This window comes from Marinobacter sp., assembly GCF_048259445.1.
Lineage (GTDB): Bacteria > Pseudomonadota > Gammaproteobacteria > Pseudomonadales > Oleiphilaceae > Marinobacter.
In genome coordinates this window covers 165,975-181,867 of the sequence record NZ_JBLXHQ010000005.1, presented here as the reverse complement: position 1 = coordinate 181,867, position 15,893 = coordinate 165,975, and the positions used below count along the sequence as shown (strand labels likewise).

Sequence of the window (15,893 nt, the reverse complement as noted above, 5' to 3'; positions counted from 1 at the left end):
AGATTCCCAATGAACGGTGCGCAAGCCCTGATGAAAACCCTGGTGGACGCTGGTATCGAGGTCTGTTTCAGTAATCCGGGAACCAGCGAAATGCACTTTGTGGCGGCGCTGGATGATGAACCGAAAATGCGAGCCGTGCTGGCACTGTTCGAAGGGGTAGCAACCGGCGCAGCTGATGGTTACGCCCGGATGGCCGATAAACCCGCCGCTACGTTGCTGCACCTGGGTTGCGGGCTCGGCAACGGCCTCGCCAATTTGCACAACGCCCGCAAAGGCAAGGTGCCGGTAGTCAATATTGTTGGTGACCACGCAACAGACCATGTGAAATACGACGCCCAGTTGCAGTCGGATATCGAAACGGTCGCTCGCAATGTGTCACCGGGTTTTGTCCGAACTTCACAAACTACAGCCGAACTTTGTAAGGATGCCGTGGAAGCCATCACGACGGCCCGTGGCCTGCCCGGGCAGGTGGCAACCCTGATTCTTCCCGCCGATGTATCATGGGGTGAGGGCGGCAGCCCCAGTGCCCTGCCGAAGCAAACAGAGCCCCCGGTGGCCGACGATGACGCCATACAAGCTGTGGTGGATGCCATCCGCTCCGGAAAAAAGACAGCGCTGCTGCTGGGCGGGCGAGCGCTGCGAGGGCCGGCCCTGATGGCGGCCGCAAAGATTGCTGCAGCTACCGGTGTGAAGTTGTTGGCTGAAACCTTCCCGACTCGTATGGAGCGCGGCGAAGGCCTGCCGCCGGTTGAGCGCGTGGCCTATTTTGCGGAACTGGCAGGTGTGCAACTGGCCGACATCGACAACCTGATTCTGGTGGACAGCAAGGCACCCGTTTCCTTCTTTGCTTACCCTGGCAAAAAGAGCTATCTGGTGCCGGATGATTGCACTGTTCACACTTTGTCCCGCCCCGAACAGGACGCCCATGCGAGCCTTGCCAAACTGGCCGGGATACTGGGGGCAGACACAGCCCAGCCCGAGATCCAGCAGCTACAGCGCCCATCTGCACCCCGTGGTCGCCTTTCCGCACCCAAAGTCTGTAAAGCCGTTGGCCACTACCTGCCAGAGAACGCCATTATTATCGACGAGGCCATCACGTCCGGGCTGATGCTGAATACCATGACCGCAGCTGCCCCTCGCCATGACATGATTACTTTGACCGGGGGAGCCATCGGCCAAGGGTTGCCCAATGCTGTCGGCGCGGCAATTGCGTGTCCGGAACGGCCCGTGATTGCGCTGATCGGCGATGGCACCGCTATGTACACCCTTCAGGCGCTATGGACCATGGCGCGTGAGCAATTGAATGTCACCAGCATTATATTCAACAACGCTTCTTACTCTGTGTTGAATATTGAGCTGGAGCGTGTCGGTGCGGAAGAGGCGGGAGCCAAGGCCAAATCCCAGTTGGATCTGAATGGTCCGGTGCTTAATTTCGCTCAGTTGGCACAGGGGATGGGGGTTCATGGCGTGCGGGTAGACACCGCTGAAGCCTTTAACCATGCCCTCGAATATGCTCTTTCGCATCCGGGGCCTCATTTGATTGAGGCCATGGTGCCGGAGTCATTGACCGGGGTGAAACGAAAAATCCTGCCCTGGGTGTTGCGCTCACTGCCGAGCCTGCCTGTGTCGCTCTCTCGTAGCCTGAAAAACAAAATCGCGCCCTGAGCCTGCAGAGGGCGACCCGTGGCGGGTTGCCCTGACGCCGCAAGAATCAGAAAAACAGGAACCGCCATGTACGACTACATCATCATCGGGGCCGGCTCGGCGGGCTGTGTGTTGGCCAACCGGCTGTCGGCAGACCCGGGAAACCGGGTTTGCCTGCTGGAGGCAGGCCCCAGCGATCGCACCCACTGGATACGCAACTGCAACCCCCTGAACATGTTGATGTTGATGAAAAGCCGTACCTACAACTGGCGCTATCACACGGAGCCGGAAGCACTCACCGGCAGCCGCCAGCATTTCTGGCCCCGTGGGCGCGCGCTGGGTGGGTCCAGCTCGATCAATGCCATGATTTACACGCGAGGCCACCCGCAGGATTACGATCACTGGGCATCAGTGGGCAATCCTGGCTGGGACTATCAGAGCGTATTGCCCTGGTTTCGACGCTCAGAGCGGCAAGAGCGGGGCGCCAACGATTGGCATGGCGATCAGGGCACCATGGATGTTGTGGATACCAACTACCACTTTCCCGTCAGTGAGGCTTTTGTCACCGCCTGCGGTGAAGCTGGTCAGGCCATCAGCAACGACTTCAATGGTGCTGAACAGGAAGGTTGTGGTTTTTTCCAGGTAACCCAGACACCTTCCGGGCAGCGCGCGAATAGCGCCTACTCGTTTCTGGATGAAGCCATGGGCCGGCCCAACCTCACGGTTTTGACGGGCGTGCATGTTACCCGGATCTGCTTCGATGGCACGGTTGCCACCGGCGTGGAAATCACCCGCAACGGACCCAAGGGGACTCGCGAGATCCTGACGGCAGCCGGGGAAGTCATCCTCAGTGCCGGCGTTATCAACTCACCGCAACTGCTCAAACTCTCCGGCGTAGGCCCGGCGGAAGAATTACAGGCCCACGGCATTCCGTTGGTTCATGATTTGCCGGGTGTCGGTGAGAATCTGCAAGATCACCCCGATGTCATCATCCGCTGCCGGGACAAAACCGGCACCTCGCTGGCAGTTGCACCCACCCGTAACAGCCTGGCGTTCTTTACGCGGATGCTCAGGCAGAAGAATTTTGTGTTCACGCCCACCGACTGCGGTGGATTCGTGCGTTCGCACCCCAGCGAGCCCATCCCGGATCTGCAACTGCAGTTTGCCGCCATAAGAATGCAGCCCCATGGCCGTGGGCTGTTTACGTCGATGCGCGCGGGATTTGTGCTGCACATCTGCCACCTGCGCCCGGAGAGCCGCGGCCGTGTGGTGTTAAGCAGTGCCGATCCGTTTGCCCATCCGGTAATTCAGGCCCGTTACCTTGAACAGAAAAAAGAGCTTGATGCCCTGATGCGGGGCATCCGCCTGGGCCGTGAGATTCTTGCCCAGCCCGCTATGGAACCTTTTCATGGCGGGGAGGAAAGCCCGGGGCCGAAGGTCCAGAGCGATGAACAGCTGCGCCAGTGGATACGCGACCATGTCGAAACGGTCTATCACACGGCAGGCACCTGTGCCATGGGGGAGGGCGCCATGGCCGTGGTGGATTCGGAGCTGCGGGTACACGGAATAAAGCGGCTGCGGGTTATCGATTCGTCTGTGATGCCTACCATTACCGGCAGCAACATTCATGCACCGACCGTGATGATTGCCGAAAAGGGTGCGCACAGTATTCTGAACCCGCTGAAACACGTTCCGGATGCCACTCGCTTATCTGGCGACTTGTGACTCCGGCGCGGGCAGTCTGGCTTTCACTTTCATAATAAGCCGTTGGCTTGTCGAACGGATCGTTCGTTTACACATCGCAACTTTGCGTTATCATAGCGCGCCTGATGTCCTCTTCATCCGGGCCTGCCACGCTTGCAACTTTTCTACGCGCCCACCGGACCATCCGTCTCATTAAAACTGCAATACGAGGTTTTCATGTTTTCTGCACTGAGCAACGTTTTTCGACCTTTACTGCGCCTTGGGCTTGTGGCTCAAATTGCTCTTGGCATTGTCGCAGGTGTGCTTCTGGTCATTATATCGCCTGACGCTGCAAGCTCAGTGGCACTGCTCGGTGAGTTTTTCGTCAAGGCATTGAAAGCCGTGGCACCGGTGTTGGTTTTCGTGTTGGTGGCAGCAGCCATCGCTGGCCACAAGCAGGGGCAGCCCACCCATATTCGTGGTGTGTTGCTTCTCTATATCGTGGGAACACTTGCGGCTGCCGTCGTTGCCGTGATTGCCAGTTTTCTGATGCCTACGGAGCTATCGCTGGACTTGAGTGGTGTGAGCGGTAATCCGCCCAAAAATATCGGGCAAATTCTGCAAAACCTGGTGCTCAGCGCTGTAAACAATCCGGTCAAAGCGCTGCTGGAGGCTAATTTTATTGCCATACTGGTGTGGGCGGTTGGCCTCGGTTTTATGTTGCGCAATGCCAGCGATACGACGCGCCAGGGCCTTGATGATCTGTCAGACGCCGTCTCTGGAATCGTTCGTGGTGTTATTCGCTTTGCACCCTTGGGTATCTTCGGGTTGGTTGCCAATACACTGGCGGAGTCGGGCATCAGTGCTCTGCTTGGCTACGGCCAACTGCTCGGCGTTATCGTCGGCTGTATGCTTTTCGTTGCGCTGATAACCAATCCGCTTATCGTGTTCTGGCAGATTCGCCGAAACCCGTATCCACTGGTGTTTGAATGCCTGCGTGGCAGCGCCATCACTGCCTTCTTCACACGCAGTTCGGCAGCTAATATTCCCGTAAACCTTGCGCTTTCTGAGCGCTTGAACCTGGATTCGGACACCTACGCAATTTCTATCCCTCTGGGCGCGACCGTCAATATGGCCGGTGCTGCTATTACAATTTCTGTGATCACTTTGGCGACTGCCCACACACTTGGCATTCCTGTGGATTTTGGAACTGCGCTGCTGCTTTGTGTGGTCTCGGCGCTCGCGGCTTGCGGTGTTTCCGGTGTTGCTGGCGGTTCCTTGCTTCTGATTCCTCTGGCAACCAGCCTGTTCGGGATACCAACAGAAGTGGCCATGCAGGCAGTTGCTATCGGCTTCGTTATCAGCGTAGTTCAGGATTCCGCCGAAACGGCACTGAATTCCTCTACCGATGTATTGTTCACCGCTGCGGCCTGTCGTCGGGCCGAAGCAAAGCAGGGCTGAGGGCCTTGACCCACTACCTGGAATGCGGGTTGGTAGCTACGGGGAGATAAACCCCGGCCGGTGGTTTATCCTAGGCATAAAATTTTGCCCGGCCCGGACCGGGCGCGTGCCAACCCCAAAGGAATTTCCTGATGAACAACCTTCCCAATCTCACCGATGCTCTGCTGACTCTCGAAGACCGGGTTGCGGTGCTTACTCTGAATCGACACGACCTGCGTAACGCCCTGACCGGTTCCCATCTGATTGACGACATCGTTACCACGGCCGACTGGGTAAATCACTGCAATGACGTGTCTGTGCTGGTTATCACCGGAGCCGGTTCTGCCTTCAGTGCGGGCGGGAACGTTCGCGATATGGCCGAGCGTGGCGGTGACTTTGCCGGTGATGTGGCCGAGTGTGCGGACCGGTATCGCAAAGGCATACAGAAGATCCCGCTGGCGTTGCAAGGCGTGGAAGTTCCCGTTATTGCCGCAGTGAACGGTCCGGCCATCGGTGCCGGCTTTGATCTGGCTAACATGGCCGACATTCGTATCGCCTCAGAGAAAGCCAAATTTGGTGAGACTTTCCTCAATCTGGGCATCATCCCCGGCGACGGCGGTGCGTGGCTCATGCAGCGCCTGATTGGCTATCAGCGGGCCTTTGAGCTTACGCTTACCGGTCGCATTGTGGAGGCGGGTGAGGCAAAAGAGCTGGGTATTGTTCTGGAGGTGGTGCCTGCGGATGATCTGATGCCGACTGTGATGAATATGGCAAAACGCATCGCCAGCCAGCCCCCGAAAGCCACCCGCCTGACCAAACGCCTGATGAAGATGGCCCAGCGTATGGAACTGAAGGACTTTCTGGACCTTTGCGCTGTGTTCCAAGGCATGTGCCACAACGAGCCAGAGCATCTGGATGCGGTAAACCGGATGTTGGAATCCATGGCGAAGAGGTAACGACTCGGGTCGTTACACTCTCTTTTACCCACTTCTTATAAAAAAGGATATTTCATGACTGAAGCGCTCTTTCAGCGTGATGGTGACTTGTATGTGCCTACGCCTGCATGCTGCAGCCCCTGGAGCCCCCAGCATCTGCACGGAGGGCCTGTTGTCGGCTTGATGGCTCATGCGGTGGAGCAGGCGTCGGATAGCGAGAGTTTGAATATGACGCGGCTCACAGTGGATTTGCTGCGGCCGGCTCCCTATTCACCTTTGACGGTTTCAACCCGGCTGGTGCGTGGTGGTAAGAGGCTTCAGATTCTGGAGGCGTCGCTGTTGGCGGGGGATACAGAAGTTGCCCGGGCGAGCGCACTTTTTCTTGAAAACAGCTCGGTATCGGTTCCGGAATACGGCTGCTTTCCGGCACCGGAATTTGAGCCTCCCTCCGGTCCTGTTGAGGCAAATATTTCTGAGGCCGCTGGCTGGCAGAACCAGTTCAGCCCGGTGGGTTTGCACAGCACGGCCAAAGCTGTCGTCATTGATGGCGTCAAGGCCAAAGGCCATGGAATTGCCTGGATGAAACTGCCACTGCCGCTGGTTCAGGGGGTCAAAACAAGCCCCACTGTTATGGCGGCCACGCTCTGTGATTTTGGTAACGGTGTTGGTCAGCTCAGCCTGAGCAGTGAGGTGGGTTGTATAAACGCAGACGTTACGCTGTATCTCCACCGGGCACCGGTAGGCGAATGGCTGGGGCTGGATGCCCGCAGCCGTATGCAGGAGACCGGCGTTGGCCTGGTGGAGACCACACTGTTCGACAGCCAGGGCCCGGTGGGCAAGATTCTACAGGCTATCATCACCATGAAGATGCCCTGGGCACAGGGCTAAGCTCAGCGACGAACCGGCGCCGCACCCAGGTGCGCGCCGCCGTCGATGAGGATGGTTTCGCCGGTAGTCAGATCGCCACCGATGATCAGGCCCAGGCAGACAGCATTTATCAACGCCGATGTCCCTTCTACCTCCAACAGAGTCCGGTTAGCGAATGGCTGAGGCTAGATGCATGCAGCCCTACGCAGGTCCGGGATTATTTGAATTCACGGCTAAAGACGGGTTTGCTGGACGGTAAATTTTAACCTGTTTAAAAGTTGTTACGTTTTAAGGTTAAATGTGGAGAATTGTTAATCCTGCAGCAATGTTACGATCAATACATGTAGACTCATCCGACTTATTTCTCTTTCAATTTTCTTCGGTAAATTAAATTTTAAACACCCGAGAATAATAGGAATATAAACATGCTATTGAAAAGCTCATTTGCTGCAGTAACGGTTATGGTTTCAGCATTCGCCAGTGCGGTCGAACTACCTCACACTTTCGCCGCCGGCGAAGCCGCATCGGCTGCCGAAGTGAACGCCAATTTTGAAGCTCTTGCCCAAGCCACTACGGCCGCTAGTGCAACTAAGTTTGGACCAGAATATGTTCTTAGAGCCTCGGCTAGTGGAGCGCCTGGCTCCAGGAACGTGATTGTTCTTAAGCAAGATATGGGTGATGGGGACTCCTGCAATCACAAATACCGTTTTCGAGTCTTCTTCGACAACACTGAAGAAGAGTCCGTAGAGACCCCTAACGGAATCGAACAACCAGATAAGATCTGGATTGATGGGCAAGTCTGCGCGTCTCGTGATAACCCGACAGTTGCAGATTGGTACAGAACGTCATGGATCGCTCATAAAAATCTATCTGACGACCCCAATAACGTTACTTCCGAAGCGTATGCATCGGAAACTTCTGACTCAAACTCTAACCATAGCGTCGAAGGCTATAGAGAGACTAAAACCAGCAACCCACTAGCCGGGTCTGAGTTGATTCAATCTGTCATAATTTGGAGCGATGAAAATGGCCAAATTGACCGAACATACAACTTTTCTTCAATTGTCACCTCATATGGCAAGCCGCTAACTATTGTCGCCCCGGTTGATCGCACATTTAACGATGTGATGATGCAGAGCTTCTTCTCCGGAAACCTCCGCCTTCGAGCTAAAAACGTCGGCATGGTTCTGGAAAGTAAGCCAGGCGAAATTGAGCCGGCAAAGGCAATTTATTACCGCATTGACGGTCAAGCTGTCGGAGATCTTGCTAATACGCCATTTGCTGATGGTGTCCTGAGTAGCGGATGGTTCACTCAATAATTAATTAGCTCAGAACCGCATCCAGGACAGACTCCATAAGGTAGTGAATATGAAAATTAAGACGATGCTAACGAAGCTATTCGGGAAAGCCCGATCGGCTTATTCGTTTTGCCTTTTCAGACCGCTGGCGGCCTTGATATGTTTGGCATTTATCACAGCTTGCAGTGGTGGTAGCAGCAGCGACTCCACTTCGGCAGTCGAGAATACGACAAACGTTCAAACCGTTGGTGGTAATGCCACCAAAGGTCCGCTGGCGAATGCCGACGTCAAAGTTTTTGCGTTGGATACTAGCGCGAAGAATTTACGGGGAGCACAAATAGCTTCCGGCATCACGAATAGCCAGGCGAACATCCGCGTGGATTTGCCGGTTGATGCCCAAGGTCTGCTCCTTGTTGTGGTGACCGCAAACGCAAACACGATAGACCTGACAACCGGGCAACCACCGGTACTCACTCGGCTGAGTACCGTTGCTGAGGCATCCGAGTGGCTTGGAGGTCAACCTGTCTATGCGACCCCTCTATCGCACATGGCAGTGGGTATTGCCGCCCGCAATATTGGTGGAACCACTGAAGTCAGCACTGCAAAGGTTCGCAGTGCACTTGCACAAGCCCAACAGGTAGTTCGTAAAACAGTCGGCTTCGACCTGCTTGATGATGCGGGTGACCCCGGCGGACCAATCGACCTTTTCACCACTGCACCCGTTTTGACCAATTCTTCGGTTGATGCCAGTTCAAGGCAACGGTCGCTCAGGTATCGTAAGGCATCTGAAGCCGTCGTTGCTGTAATCGCAAATATTTCCGGTGACACAGAAACAGCGGCCATAGAAACGTTCTTCGACTCTCTGACTGACGACCTTGCTGACGGTCGGGTCGACGATTCTGCCGTTGCTGCAGACTTGGAGGCGGTAGATCCCGAAGCGTTGCCAATTCCGAACGCATCAGGGCAAACGATCGCCGACACGCTCACCATTCTCAACTTGGAACGTACTTCAGTAGGAGTTGATAACCAGAGTGTCGCGGACTTGGGTGTGACGGATGATATGGTCAGCCAAAACGCACGTACTGACTCAAAATTAACATCGGCTGATCTCGCCGGAGAGGTCGGAGAGTTATCGCTTGAAACGTTCCCTGCGGCCGCTGGCAATGTTGCCCTTGCCAGCCAAGGCTCCGCACAACAGTCTGTGTTCGAGGTAAGTGTGGGCGAAACCGTTACGGTAACGGCCTCTGCCTCTGAAGGTTTCGCATTCGAGCGTTGGACGAAAGATGGCGTTGAGCTTTCGTCTAATAGCTCTTTCTCGTTCTCCACGGACTCCACTAACAATCTGGTCGCTGAATTCTCAGCGAACCTCGCTGTTAAGGCAGCCCCGAAGACAGGTGGTGCGCCGTTGGCAGACCAGGAATTCTTCGAGCCTGGCGCGATGGTAACCTTAACCGCGAATCCGGAACCTGGGTTCGAGTTCTATGCTTGGGTGAACAGTGAAGGCAACCGGCCGGGCGTATTCGCTGAAGATGAAAACCTGAAGACACCAGCGTCATTTACCATGCCGGAGAATCCCTTAAGCCTGATTGCCGTATACGCCTTCACCGCTCTGACAGATTCGGATACACAACAAGGTGAAGTTAGCCAGTCATATGATGAGGATGGCAATGTTCTGCTTACTGCCACCCCTCAAACAGGCTTCATCTTTGTCCAGTGGATCAACCAGAATGGAAACGTTCTCAGCAAACAACAGGCGGACTTTCAGGTTGATCTTACGGAGTTCGGTACTGACTCGCAGATTACTGCTGTGTTCGCTAAGGAACCACTTAAGGCAGCAGTTTGGGACGAGACCAATTGGGATAAGGCTGCATGGCAATGAATGGTGGGCGCTATGCCGCTACTCTGAAAAGCAAAAAACGAAGATTTAACCAAACAACCTATCGCTATTAGTTAGTGGCTTTAGGAACCGCAATGTAAAATGCGCCATGCGACGGAAACCCCGCACCGCTTGGCGCTTTTTTTAGGCGTATAGATCCATTTACATCTCAATGTCAGAAGTCGGGCGCATGGATATCAGCTTCCGTACTCAATGGTTCAGAGAGCATGCATTCGATCAGCACTTATTTTCGGTAGCTTGAGCATAGAACAGAGGGCTAAGTTCAGCGACGAACCGGCGCCGCACCCAGGTGCGCGCCGCCGTCGATGAGGATGGTTTCGCCGGTGGTCAGATCACCACCGATGATCAGGCCCAGGCAGACATCCGCCACGGTTTCCGGCGACGCTGTATCGTTCAGGGGTGCCGCGGCTTTGGTCTTTTCCAGTAATGCGTTGTATTTGTCCTCACCAAGACCTTTCTTCAGCCATTCGCCCTGAACAAAACCCGGGCACACAGCATTGACCCGCACTTCTGGGCCCATCACGCGGGCGAGGGAGCGGGTCATGGTGATCAACGCGCCTTTGGATGCCGCATAGGCAATGGAGCTGCCAATACCCGCCAGACCAGCAATAGACGCCATGTTTACGATGTGACCGGAGCCATTGGCTCGCAGCGCCTTCTCTGCGGCCCGTGTCATCTGGTAGGGGCCGATTGTGTTGACCTCATACAGATCAAGGAAGTCCTGCTTGTCGAGGCCGTCGAGATTGTTGTGGTTACAGAACCTGGTAGTGCCTGCGTTATTAACCAGAATGTCGATGCGGCCAAACTGTTCCAGTGTGGCATTTACCATAGCGCGGCATTCGGCATCCTCGGCCACATTAGCCCGGTAAACCAGCGTCTTCACACCATGCTTTTCGCACTCAGAGGCCACTGCGCGGGCACCGTTTTCATTGTTGCTGAAGTTGATCACCACATGGCAACCGTGTTCTGCAAACAGACGTGCGATGGCGGCACCTATGCCAGAGGATGAGCCGGTCACAATGGCAACAGAATCTTTGAGTTTCATGGCGTGTCCGTTTTGTGTTTGTTGGTTTGAAAAGAAGTTTAGCTAAGGCGCATTCTATCGGAAACAGACGGGCGCTCAACTCTGTGCATTTTTCAGATTAAATCCAGCTGCTGAGTGGAGCTTGCCTCATCTGCATGTTCAGGCCCTGGGTCCGGCAGGCCCGTTTTTATTGCGTGAATCCGGCGTTTGGCGATTTTCGACGTCTTTTTGTGATCGACCACCGGTGCCGGATACGCACCAAACCCTTTTTCTTCCGCAATTCGAGATTTGTACCCCGAGGTGCGCGAAAGATCGTGGATGCTGGTACCTTTCAGTTCCGCAAGTTCTGGCACCCAGCGCCTGATAAAATGTCCTTCAGGGTCGTGATCTATTGCCTGCTTCATCGGGTCGTAAACCATCAGTGCATCAAAGTCGGAGGTTCCGGAAACGATCTGGTGAATGACATGGTGTATTCCTGGCTCGTAATCGAGAAACTCATTGGCGAGAAACTGTGCGACTTTGTGGGTGGGCAGCCACAGGTTCATCGTGGCAAATGAAACGACCGTTGCCCGGAGCCTCATGTTGATCCAGCCGCAGGCACTCAGACACCTTATCGCTGCGTCGATGTATGGAATCCCGGTGTGGCCAGATGCCCATGCATTGAACAGGGCGTCGTTAAACTCTGCCTCACGGATGCCGTTGAATTGTGGAAGCATGCATTCGGTTTCCAGCTCCGGGTGTGTTTCAAATAGCTGAATATACTGCCGACGCCAGCGCAGTCGTTCGAGGAAGAACCGGGCCCGGTCCTGCAGGCGCTTTGATTCGGTGTCAGTCTGGTTCTGGTGACCACTGGAGACCGCACGATCGACTGCCTGGAACACCTCGCGATCTGAGACAACGCCATACGCCAGATAGGTAGAAATCCGCGAACAACCCTCCCAGGCGGTATTGGGGCTCGATATCTGTGAAGGATAGCGGCTGAGATTACGCACGTTGAAAAATGCATTCAGGATTTTTTGCGCTGCCTTCCGCCCGCCTGTTTGCCGATAGGGTTTGTCGGACCCTTGTGCCAGTGGAATCTCGTCTGCGAGGCAGGTTGGGAAGGGAAGTGGTGCGAATCGCTCTGACAGATCAGCTCCGGCCGGATCTCTCAACGTGAGGTTGATGCATTCTGAAAAATACGCCGGGAACGATGCTGGAACCCGAGAGCCGCGCGCAACACCATTTTGCCCGATTTCCAGCAGTTCAATGCCGTTTGTTTCGCACCAGGCCCGAATGTCGTTGTCTCTTTTATGCTGGCTGTTTTGTGTCGTTTCCCGGTGCGTCCATACCCGCGTGATTCGGGAACATCGATGAACTTTTTCTAAAACCGAAATTGTCTCTCCCACTGCTTGCAGCAGCTCGCCACCCAGCGCTTGAAGCTCATCTGAAAGTTCGGTGAGGGTTTCGTGGATGAAGGCCTGATGTTGGCGAGATACGTCTGGTTGGGCGATAAGACTGGGCTCATGAACGTAAAGCGGGAGAACTTTTCCGTGAGCGCGAAAGGCTTTCATGCTGTAAAAAAACGGCTCGGAGTCCTGCAGCCGAAGGTTGCGTTTAAGCCAGAAGATTTGCATTTAGACGCTCTCCATCAGCGTGCGCGTTTGAATATGCAATACCGGGATTGACTCGTTTGTTGTCTATGCCCAGAATACTGTATGTATAAACAGTTAGCGACGTATATCTTGCCTCTTGCCAGCGGCTGATTGGCTTGGTTGCGGAAATGCGAGGGGGAAGTGATGACGGGACAAGCTTCGGTGTCTTTTATAACAGTGAGACGCCGATTCGATTTCCGCAGCATCGAAGTCGGAAACTGGGTAACACCGGAAGAACGCGACAGGGCAGCTGGCCGCTTCTATCGGGCGCTAAGCGATCTGTTGCTCATTCTTCGGGGCCCGGAAGCACTTGTTTCCCTGCGAGGCTCTTTGGGCCTTCAGTACGGAATTGGTGGGCGGCCTGGCGTCGCCGCACACTATATTCCCGCAACCCGGCAACTGGCTCTGGCCAAGAATGCGGGGGCAGGTAGCCTTGCGCACGAATGGTTTCACGCCTTCGATCACTACATGGGAAGCAAAGCGTTTCGCAACTCCGCCAAGCATGGCTTTGCATCCGCCGCCTGGCTGGATAGCGCAGACCAGAGAGAACACCCGCTCAATGAGTTACTGAGTAAGTGTTTCAGAACGATTCTCCTGAATGAAGATGGCACCCAGCCCAGTGAGCTGTTTCTATGTTCAAAACAGGCCGATCAGCAGCGCAATGTGTTGTATTACGCGCAACCTGAAGAACTCTGTGCCCGGGCTTTCGAAGCGTTTGTAGAAGACAGTGAACCCGGTAACAGCTTTCTGGTGCGTGGCACACTCTACTCAGAAGAGGCCAGGGCCGGGCTCTACCCGGTGGGCAGGCACCGGCAGGCGATTAATGCTGCGTTTGCGAGGTATTTCGAGAGCCTCGGCCGGGCACTCTTTCGGGAGCAGGCGAAAGCGGGGTGAGGTGCCTCGCGTTCTGATGTTGAAATCAAACTCTGCGGTGCTGCTCAAGGTATCGCACGGCATCACTGCTCAGTGGCAGTTTCAGCGCATCGAAAAGGTTTCTGCGCTCGTAGCCCAGGTCTGAGAGAACATCGTCTTTCTCCGCCAGCAGCGACATAGCCATGCGCCGAAATTGCTGACGCCGGGAGTAATTCTTCATCCAGGACAAAGCACGTAGCCCGTTTACCTGATCGTTGCTTCTGATGCTGAGCATGGTCGCCACCTGTCTTTAAATCTTCCTGATTCGAAAGCAATCGAGTGCGCAAAAACTGCCCACCGGTTCACCGAATTGAACAGGATGGGCCTCCACTTGTGTTCAATCAAACGAAAAGAATTTAACTCTGCGTTCAGATATGCTTAAGTCAGAATTCTGGCTATTTATGAGTGAGGAGTGGTCTCGTGGCAATTCCGTTGCTGGACAATGATGTGCTCAGAACCTTCGTTGCTATTTCCGAGTGCGGCACCTTTACCGGTGCGGCCAAGGTTGTGCATCGAACGCCCTCGGCACTCAGCATGCAAATCAAGCAACTGGAACAGAATCTTGGCAAATGCCTGTTTATCCGTGAACCTCGGCAGGTTCGCCTGACAGCTGAAGGCGAAGCGCTTCTGGACTATAGCCGTCGATTGCTGCGCCTGAATGAGGAGGCGGTTCGGTATTTTCTCTCGCCAACGTTGGAAGGCAAGGTTGGTATCGGAACATCAGACGATGTTGGAACGCGAATTCTGCCTGAGGTGCTGGCCCAGTTTGCGCGCTCCTATCCTGCTGTGTTGGTGAACGTTGTTGTTGGCTCGAGTAAGCAAAACCTGGCCCGGCTGGATGCTGGCGAGCTGGATTTGGCGTTGGTTACCGTTGCGGATGAAGTCCGGGATATTCGCGGTGAAGTGGTGTACGAAGAGCCGCTGGTCTGGGCTGGGCGGGAGGATGGTTCCGCATTCTTGCGAATGCCCCTGCCGGTAGCGGTGGCTCACGACGGCTGCTCCTGGCGGCGCATGACATTGCGGGCTCTTGATAGTGCTGCAAAGCCTTACCGTATTGCCTACACATGTGAACATTGCTCTGGTCAGGAGGCCGCGATGGTTGCGGATCTCGCCGTTGCGCCCTTCCCGAAGAGTCTTGTGCGCTCGCCGCTAAAGGAAATAGCCAACCAGGGTTTACCCGAAATAGGCTCCTACCAGCTGGCACTCGTCCGAAAGGGCTCTAACGAGCTGAATGACGCACTGGCGCTCCATGTGAAAGGTGCATTTCGGAGCCTGCAGGGCAGTTAGAGTGCGTTGGCTGGACTTATGCCCAACGCCAGCTTATGGTTTTTAATCGTGAAGCGCAGGCTTGCCATGTGCGCGCTTTGCAGGTTTTGATATCCATGATCGCCAGTCGGCGATTGTAATACTGTACTTTGTATCGGGACACGCCAGGCCACTGATGTTACTCACGCTGCTCGTCTGTACTTTTGCCATAGCTATAGCGACCTTTCTGCCGCTTTGGCAGAACCCCCACTGGAGCGTTCGGAGCTTCGACTTTCCGCGTCTGCAGCTGGCGGTGCTGGCAGCGTTGTTGATGGTTACGCAGTTGCTGCTTCTGGATCTGGCCCGCCCTCTGAGCTGGTTACTTGTTGTTGTGGCAGGATCGTCATTGGTAGCACAGCTCTGGTGGATCTTACCCTATACCGCGATCTGGCCCTGCGAGGTCAAAACTGCCCGTATGAAAAACCCGGAACGGACGTTGGCCATACTGACATCCAACGTACTCACGCCTAATCGTAACGCCCCGGCACTATTGAAACTTGTTGAACAGCATCAGCCCGATATTCTTGTAACGCTCGAATCGGATCAGTGGTGGGAAGACCAGTTGGCGGCGCTGGAAAGTGAGATGCCTTACACCATCAAGTGCCCGCTGGATAACCTCTATGGCATGCATGTGTTCTCGCGGCTACCACTGCACGAGTCGGAAGTGTGCTTTTTAATTGAGGACAAGGTGCCCTCCATGCACGCACTGGTTGAGCTTGGGTCCGGCGATTGTGTGAGAGTGCACTTCGTGCATCCTGCGCCGCCGAGTCCCACGGAAAACGACGAATCAACAGAGCGGGATGCAGAACTGGTGATTGTCGGGCGAAGTGTTGCTGACAGTGATGAGCCTGTGATCGTAACCGGCGATCTGAACGACGTGGCGTGGTCGCCGACGACTCGCCTGTTCCGCAAGGTAAGTGGTTTGCTTGATCCAAGGGTGGGGCGAGGATTTTACAGTACGTTTCACGCAGATTATTGGCCGTTACGCTGGCCGCTTGATCACCTGTTCCACAGTCATCATTTTACGCTTGCCTCCATTACCCGTTTGCCTTCAATAGGGTCGGATCACTTTCCATTGCTCACCCGAGTGGTGCTTGCTCCGGCTAGAGGGCAAGATCAGGAGCCACTGCGACCCGATGGCGATGACCGTGGCCGGGCAAAAGAAATCGTCCGGGAGCAGAGCGCGAGTAAACAGGATGTGCCAGCGCCAGGCGAATAACGCTCGTCATGTCAAAACAGCTGGTACCAAAACAG

The 15,893-nt window shown here is 55.0% G+C and carries 13 protein-coding genes; 10 read left to right on the top strand and 3 right to left on the bottom strand.

Translation table 11 applies throughout. The features are described 5' to 3' along the window. Positions 1–9 precede the first annotated feature (9 nt). The 7 genes from ACN0RL_RS06010 (at position 10) to ACN0RL_RS05980 (ending at position 9,746) form a co-directional block, all read left to right on the top strand. Entirely contained in the window at positions 10–1,665 is a 1,656-nt protein-coding gene (locus ACN0RL_RS06010) for an acetolactate synthase large subunit (RefSeq protein WP_417514706.1), read from the top strand. A 66-nt stretch (positions 1,666–1,731) separates the two neighbouring features. Then, positions 1,732–3,369 carry a GMC family oxidoreductase gene (locus tag ACN0RL_RS06005; RefSeq protein ID WP_417514704.1) on the top strand — a complete coding sequence of 546 codons (1,638 nt, stop codon included), beginning with the start codon at positions 1,732–1,734 and terminating at the stop codon, positions 3,367–3,369. Positions 3,370–3,564: 195 nt separating this feature from the next. Next, positions 3,565–4,788, top strand: a complete 1,224-nt coding sequence (gene sstT / locus ACN0RL_RS06000; protein ID WP_417514702.1) for a serine/threonine transporter SstT — start codon at positions 3,565–3,567, stop codon at positions 4,786–4,788. A 131-nt stretch (positions 4,789–4,919) separates the two neighbouring features. After that, positions 4,920–5,723, top strand: a complete 804-nt coding sequence (locus ACN0RL_RS05995) for an enoyl-CoA hydratase-related protein (RefSeq protein ID WP_417514700.1) — start codon at positions 4,920–4,922, stop codon at positions 5,721–5,723. Between the two features lie 54 nt (positions 5,724–5,777). Next, positions 5,778–6,590 carry a thioesterase family protein gene (locus ACN0RL_RS05990; protein ID WP_417514698.1) on the top strand — a complete coding sequence of 271 codons (813 nt, stop codon included), beginning with the start codon at positions 5,778–5,780 and terminating at the stop codon, positions 6,588–6,590. Between the two features lie 404 nt (positions 6,591–6,994). Continuing rightward, positions 6,995–7,888, top strand: coding sequence for a hypothetical protein (locus ACN0RL_RS05985; protein WP_417514696.1), 894 nt, complete (start codon positions 6,995–6,997; stop codon positions 7,886–7,888). Positions 7,889–7,937: 49 nt separating this feature from the next. After that, a complete protein-coding gene (locus ACN0RL_RS05980; RefSeq protein ID WP_417514744.1) occupies positions 7,938–9,746 on the top strand; it encodes an InlB B-repeat-containing protein in 1,809 nt (602 codons plus the stop codon). A gap of 280 nt (positions 9,747–10,026) precedes the next feature. Here ACN0RL_RS05980 and ACN0RL_RS05975 read toward each other — a convergent pair whose 3' ends face one another. After that, positions 10,027–10,809 (bottom strand): SDR family NAD(P)-dependent oxidoreductase, encoded by a 783-nt coding sequence (locus tag ACN0RL_RS05975; RefSeq protein WP_417514694.1) that lies wholly within the window; start codon positions 10,807–10,809, stop codon positions 10,027–10,029. A gap of 92 nt (positions 10,810–10,901) precedes the next feature. Next, positions 10,902–12,404: an FAD-binding domain-containing protein gene (locus ACN0RL_RS05970; RefSeq protein WP_417514692.1), complete on the bottom strand. Its 1,503-nt coding sequence runs from the start codon at positions 12,402–12,404 to the stop codon at positions 10,902–10,904. Positions 12,405–12,566: 162 nt separating this feature from the next. Between ACN0RL_RS05970 and ACN0RL_RS05965 the strand changes: the two genes are divergently transcribed. Beyond that, positions 12,567–13,316 (top strand): CLCA_X family protein, encoded by a 750-nt coding sequence (locus tag ACN0RL_RS05965; RefSeq protein ID WP_417514690.1) that lies wholly within the window; start codon positions 12,567–12,569, stop codon positions 13,314–13,316. Between the two features lie 25 nt (positions 13,317–13,341). Here ACN0RL_RS05965 and ACN0RL_RS05960 read toward each other — a convergent pair whose 3' ends face one another. Then, positions 13,342–13,569 carry a hypothetical protein gene (locus ACN0RL_RS05960; protein ID WP_417514688.1) on the bottom strand — a complete coding sequence of 76 codons (228 nt, stop codon included), beginning with the start codon at positions 13,567–13,569 and terminating at the stop codon, positions 13,342–13,344. Positions 13,570–13,754: 185 nt separating this feature from the next. On the opposite strand from ACN0RL_RS05960, the gene ACN0RL_RS05955 reads away from it, so the two are divergent. Beyond that, positions 13,755–14,621, top strand: coding sequence for a LysR family transcriptional regulator (locus ACN0RL_RS05955; protein WP_417514686.1), 867 nt, complete (start codon positions 13,755–13,757; stop codon positions 14,619–14,621). 154 nt (positions 14,622–14,775) lie between these two features. Next, positions 14,776–15,858, top strand: coding sequence for an endonuclease/exonuclease/phosphatase family protein (locus ACN0RL_RS05950; protein WP_417514684.1), 1,083 nt, complete (start codon positions 14,776–14,778; stop codon positions 15,856–15,858). The last annotated feature ends 35 nt before the right edge of the window (positions 15,859–15,893 follow it).

Excerpts from the sequence above, each read along its gene's own strand:
- ACN0RL_RS06010 (WP_417514706.1), top strand. The coding sequence starts at position 10 with ATGAACGGTGCGCAAGCCCTGATGAAAACCCTGGTGGACGCTGGTATC.
- ACN0RL_RS06005 (WP_417514704.1), top strand. The coding sequence starts at position 1,732 with ATGTACGACTACATCATCATCGGGGCCGGCTCGGCGGGCTGTGTGTTG.
- sstT (WP_417514702.1), top strand. The coding sequence starts at position 3,565 with ATGTTTTCTGCACTGAGCAACGTTTTTCGACCTTTACTGCGCCTTGGG.
- ACN0RL_RS05985 (WP_417514696.1), top strand. The coding sequence starts at position 6,995 with ATGCTATTGAAAAGCTCATTTGCTGCAGTAACGGTTATGGTTTCAGCA.
- ACN0RL_RS05990 (WP_417514698.1), top strand. The coding sequence starts at position 5,778 with ATGACTGAAGCGCTCTTTCAGCGTGATGGTGACTTGTATGTGCCTACG.
- ACN0RL_RS05950 (WP_417514684.1), top strand. The coding sequence starts at position 14,776 with ATGTTACTCACGCTGCTCGTCTGTACTTTTGCCATAGCTATAGCGACC.
- ACN0RL_RS05980 (WP_417514744.1), top strand. The coding sequence starts at position 7,938 with ATGAAAATTAAGACGATGCTAACGAAGCTATTCGGGAAAGCCCGATCG.
- ACN0RL_RS05960 (WP_417514688.1), bottom strand. The coding sequence starts at position 13,569 with ATGCTCAGCATCAGAAGCAACGATCAGGTAAACGGGCTACGTGCTTTG.
- ACN0RL_RS05975 (WP_417514694.1), bottom strand. The coding sequence starts at position 10,809 with ATGAAACTCAAAGATTCTGTTGCCATTGTGACCGGCTCATCCTCTGGC.
- ACN0RL_RS05965 (WP_417514690.1), top strand. The coding sequence starts at position 12,567 with ATGACGGGACAAGCTTCGGTGTCTTTTATAACAGTGAGACGCCGATTC.
- ACN0RL_RS05970 (WP_417514692.1), bottom strand. The coding sequence starts at position 12,404 with ATGCAAATCTTCTGGCTTAAACGCAACCTTCGGCTGCAGGACTCCGAG.
- ACN0RL_RS05995 (WP_417514700.1), top strand. The coding sequence starts at position 4,920 with ATGAACAACCTTCCCAATCTCACCGATGCTCTGCTGACTCTCGAAGAC.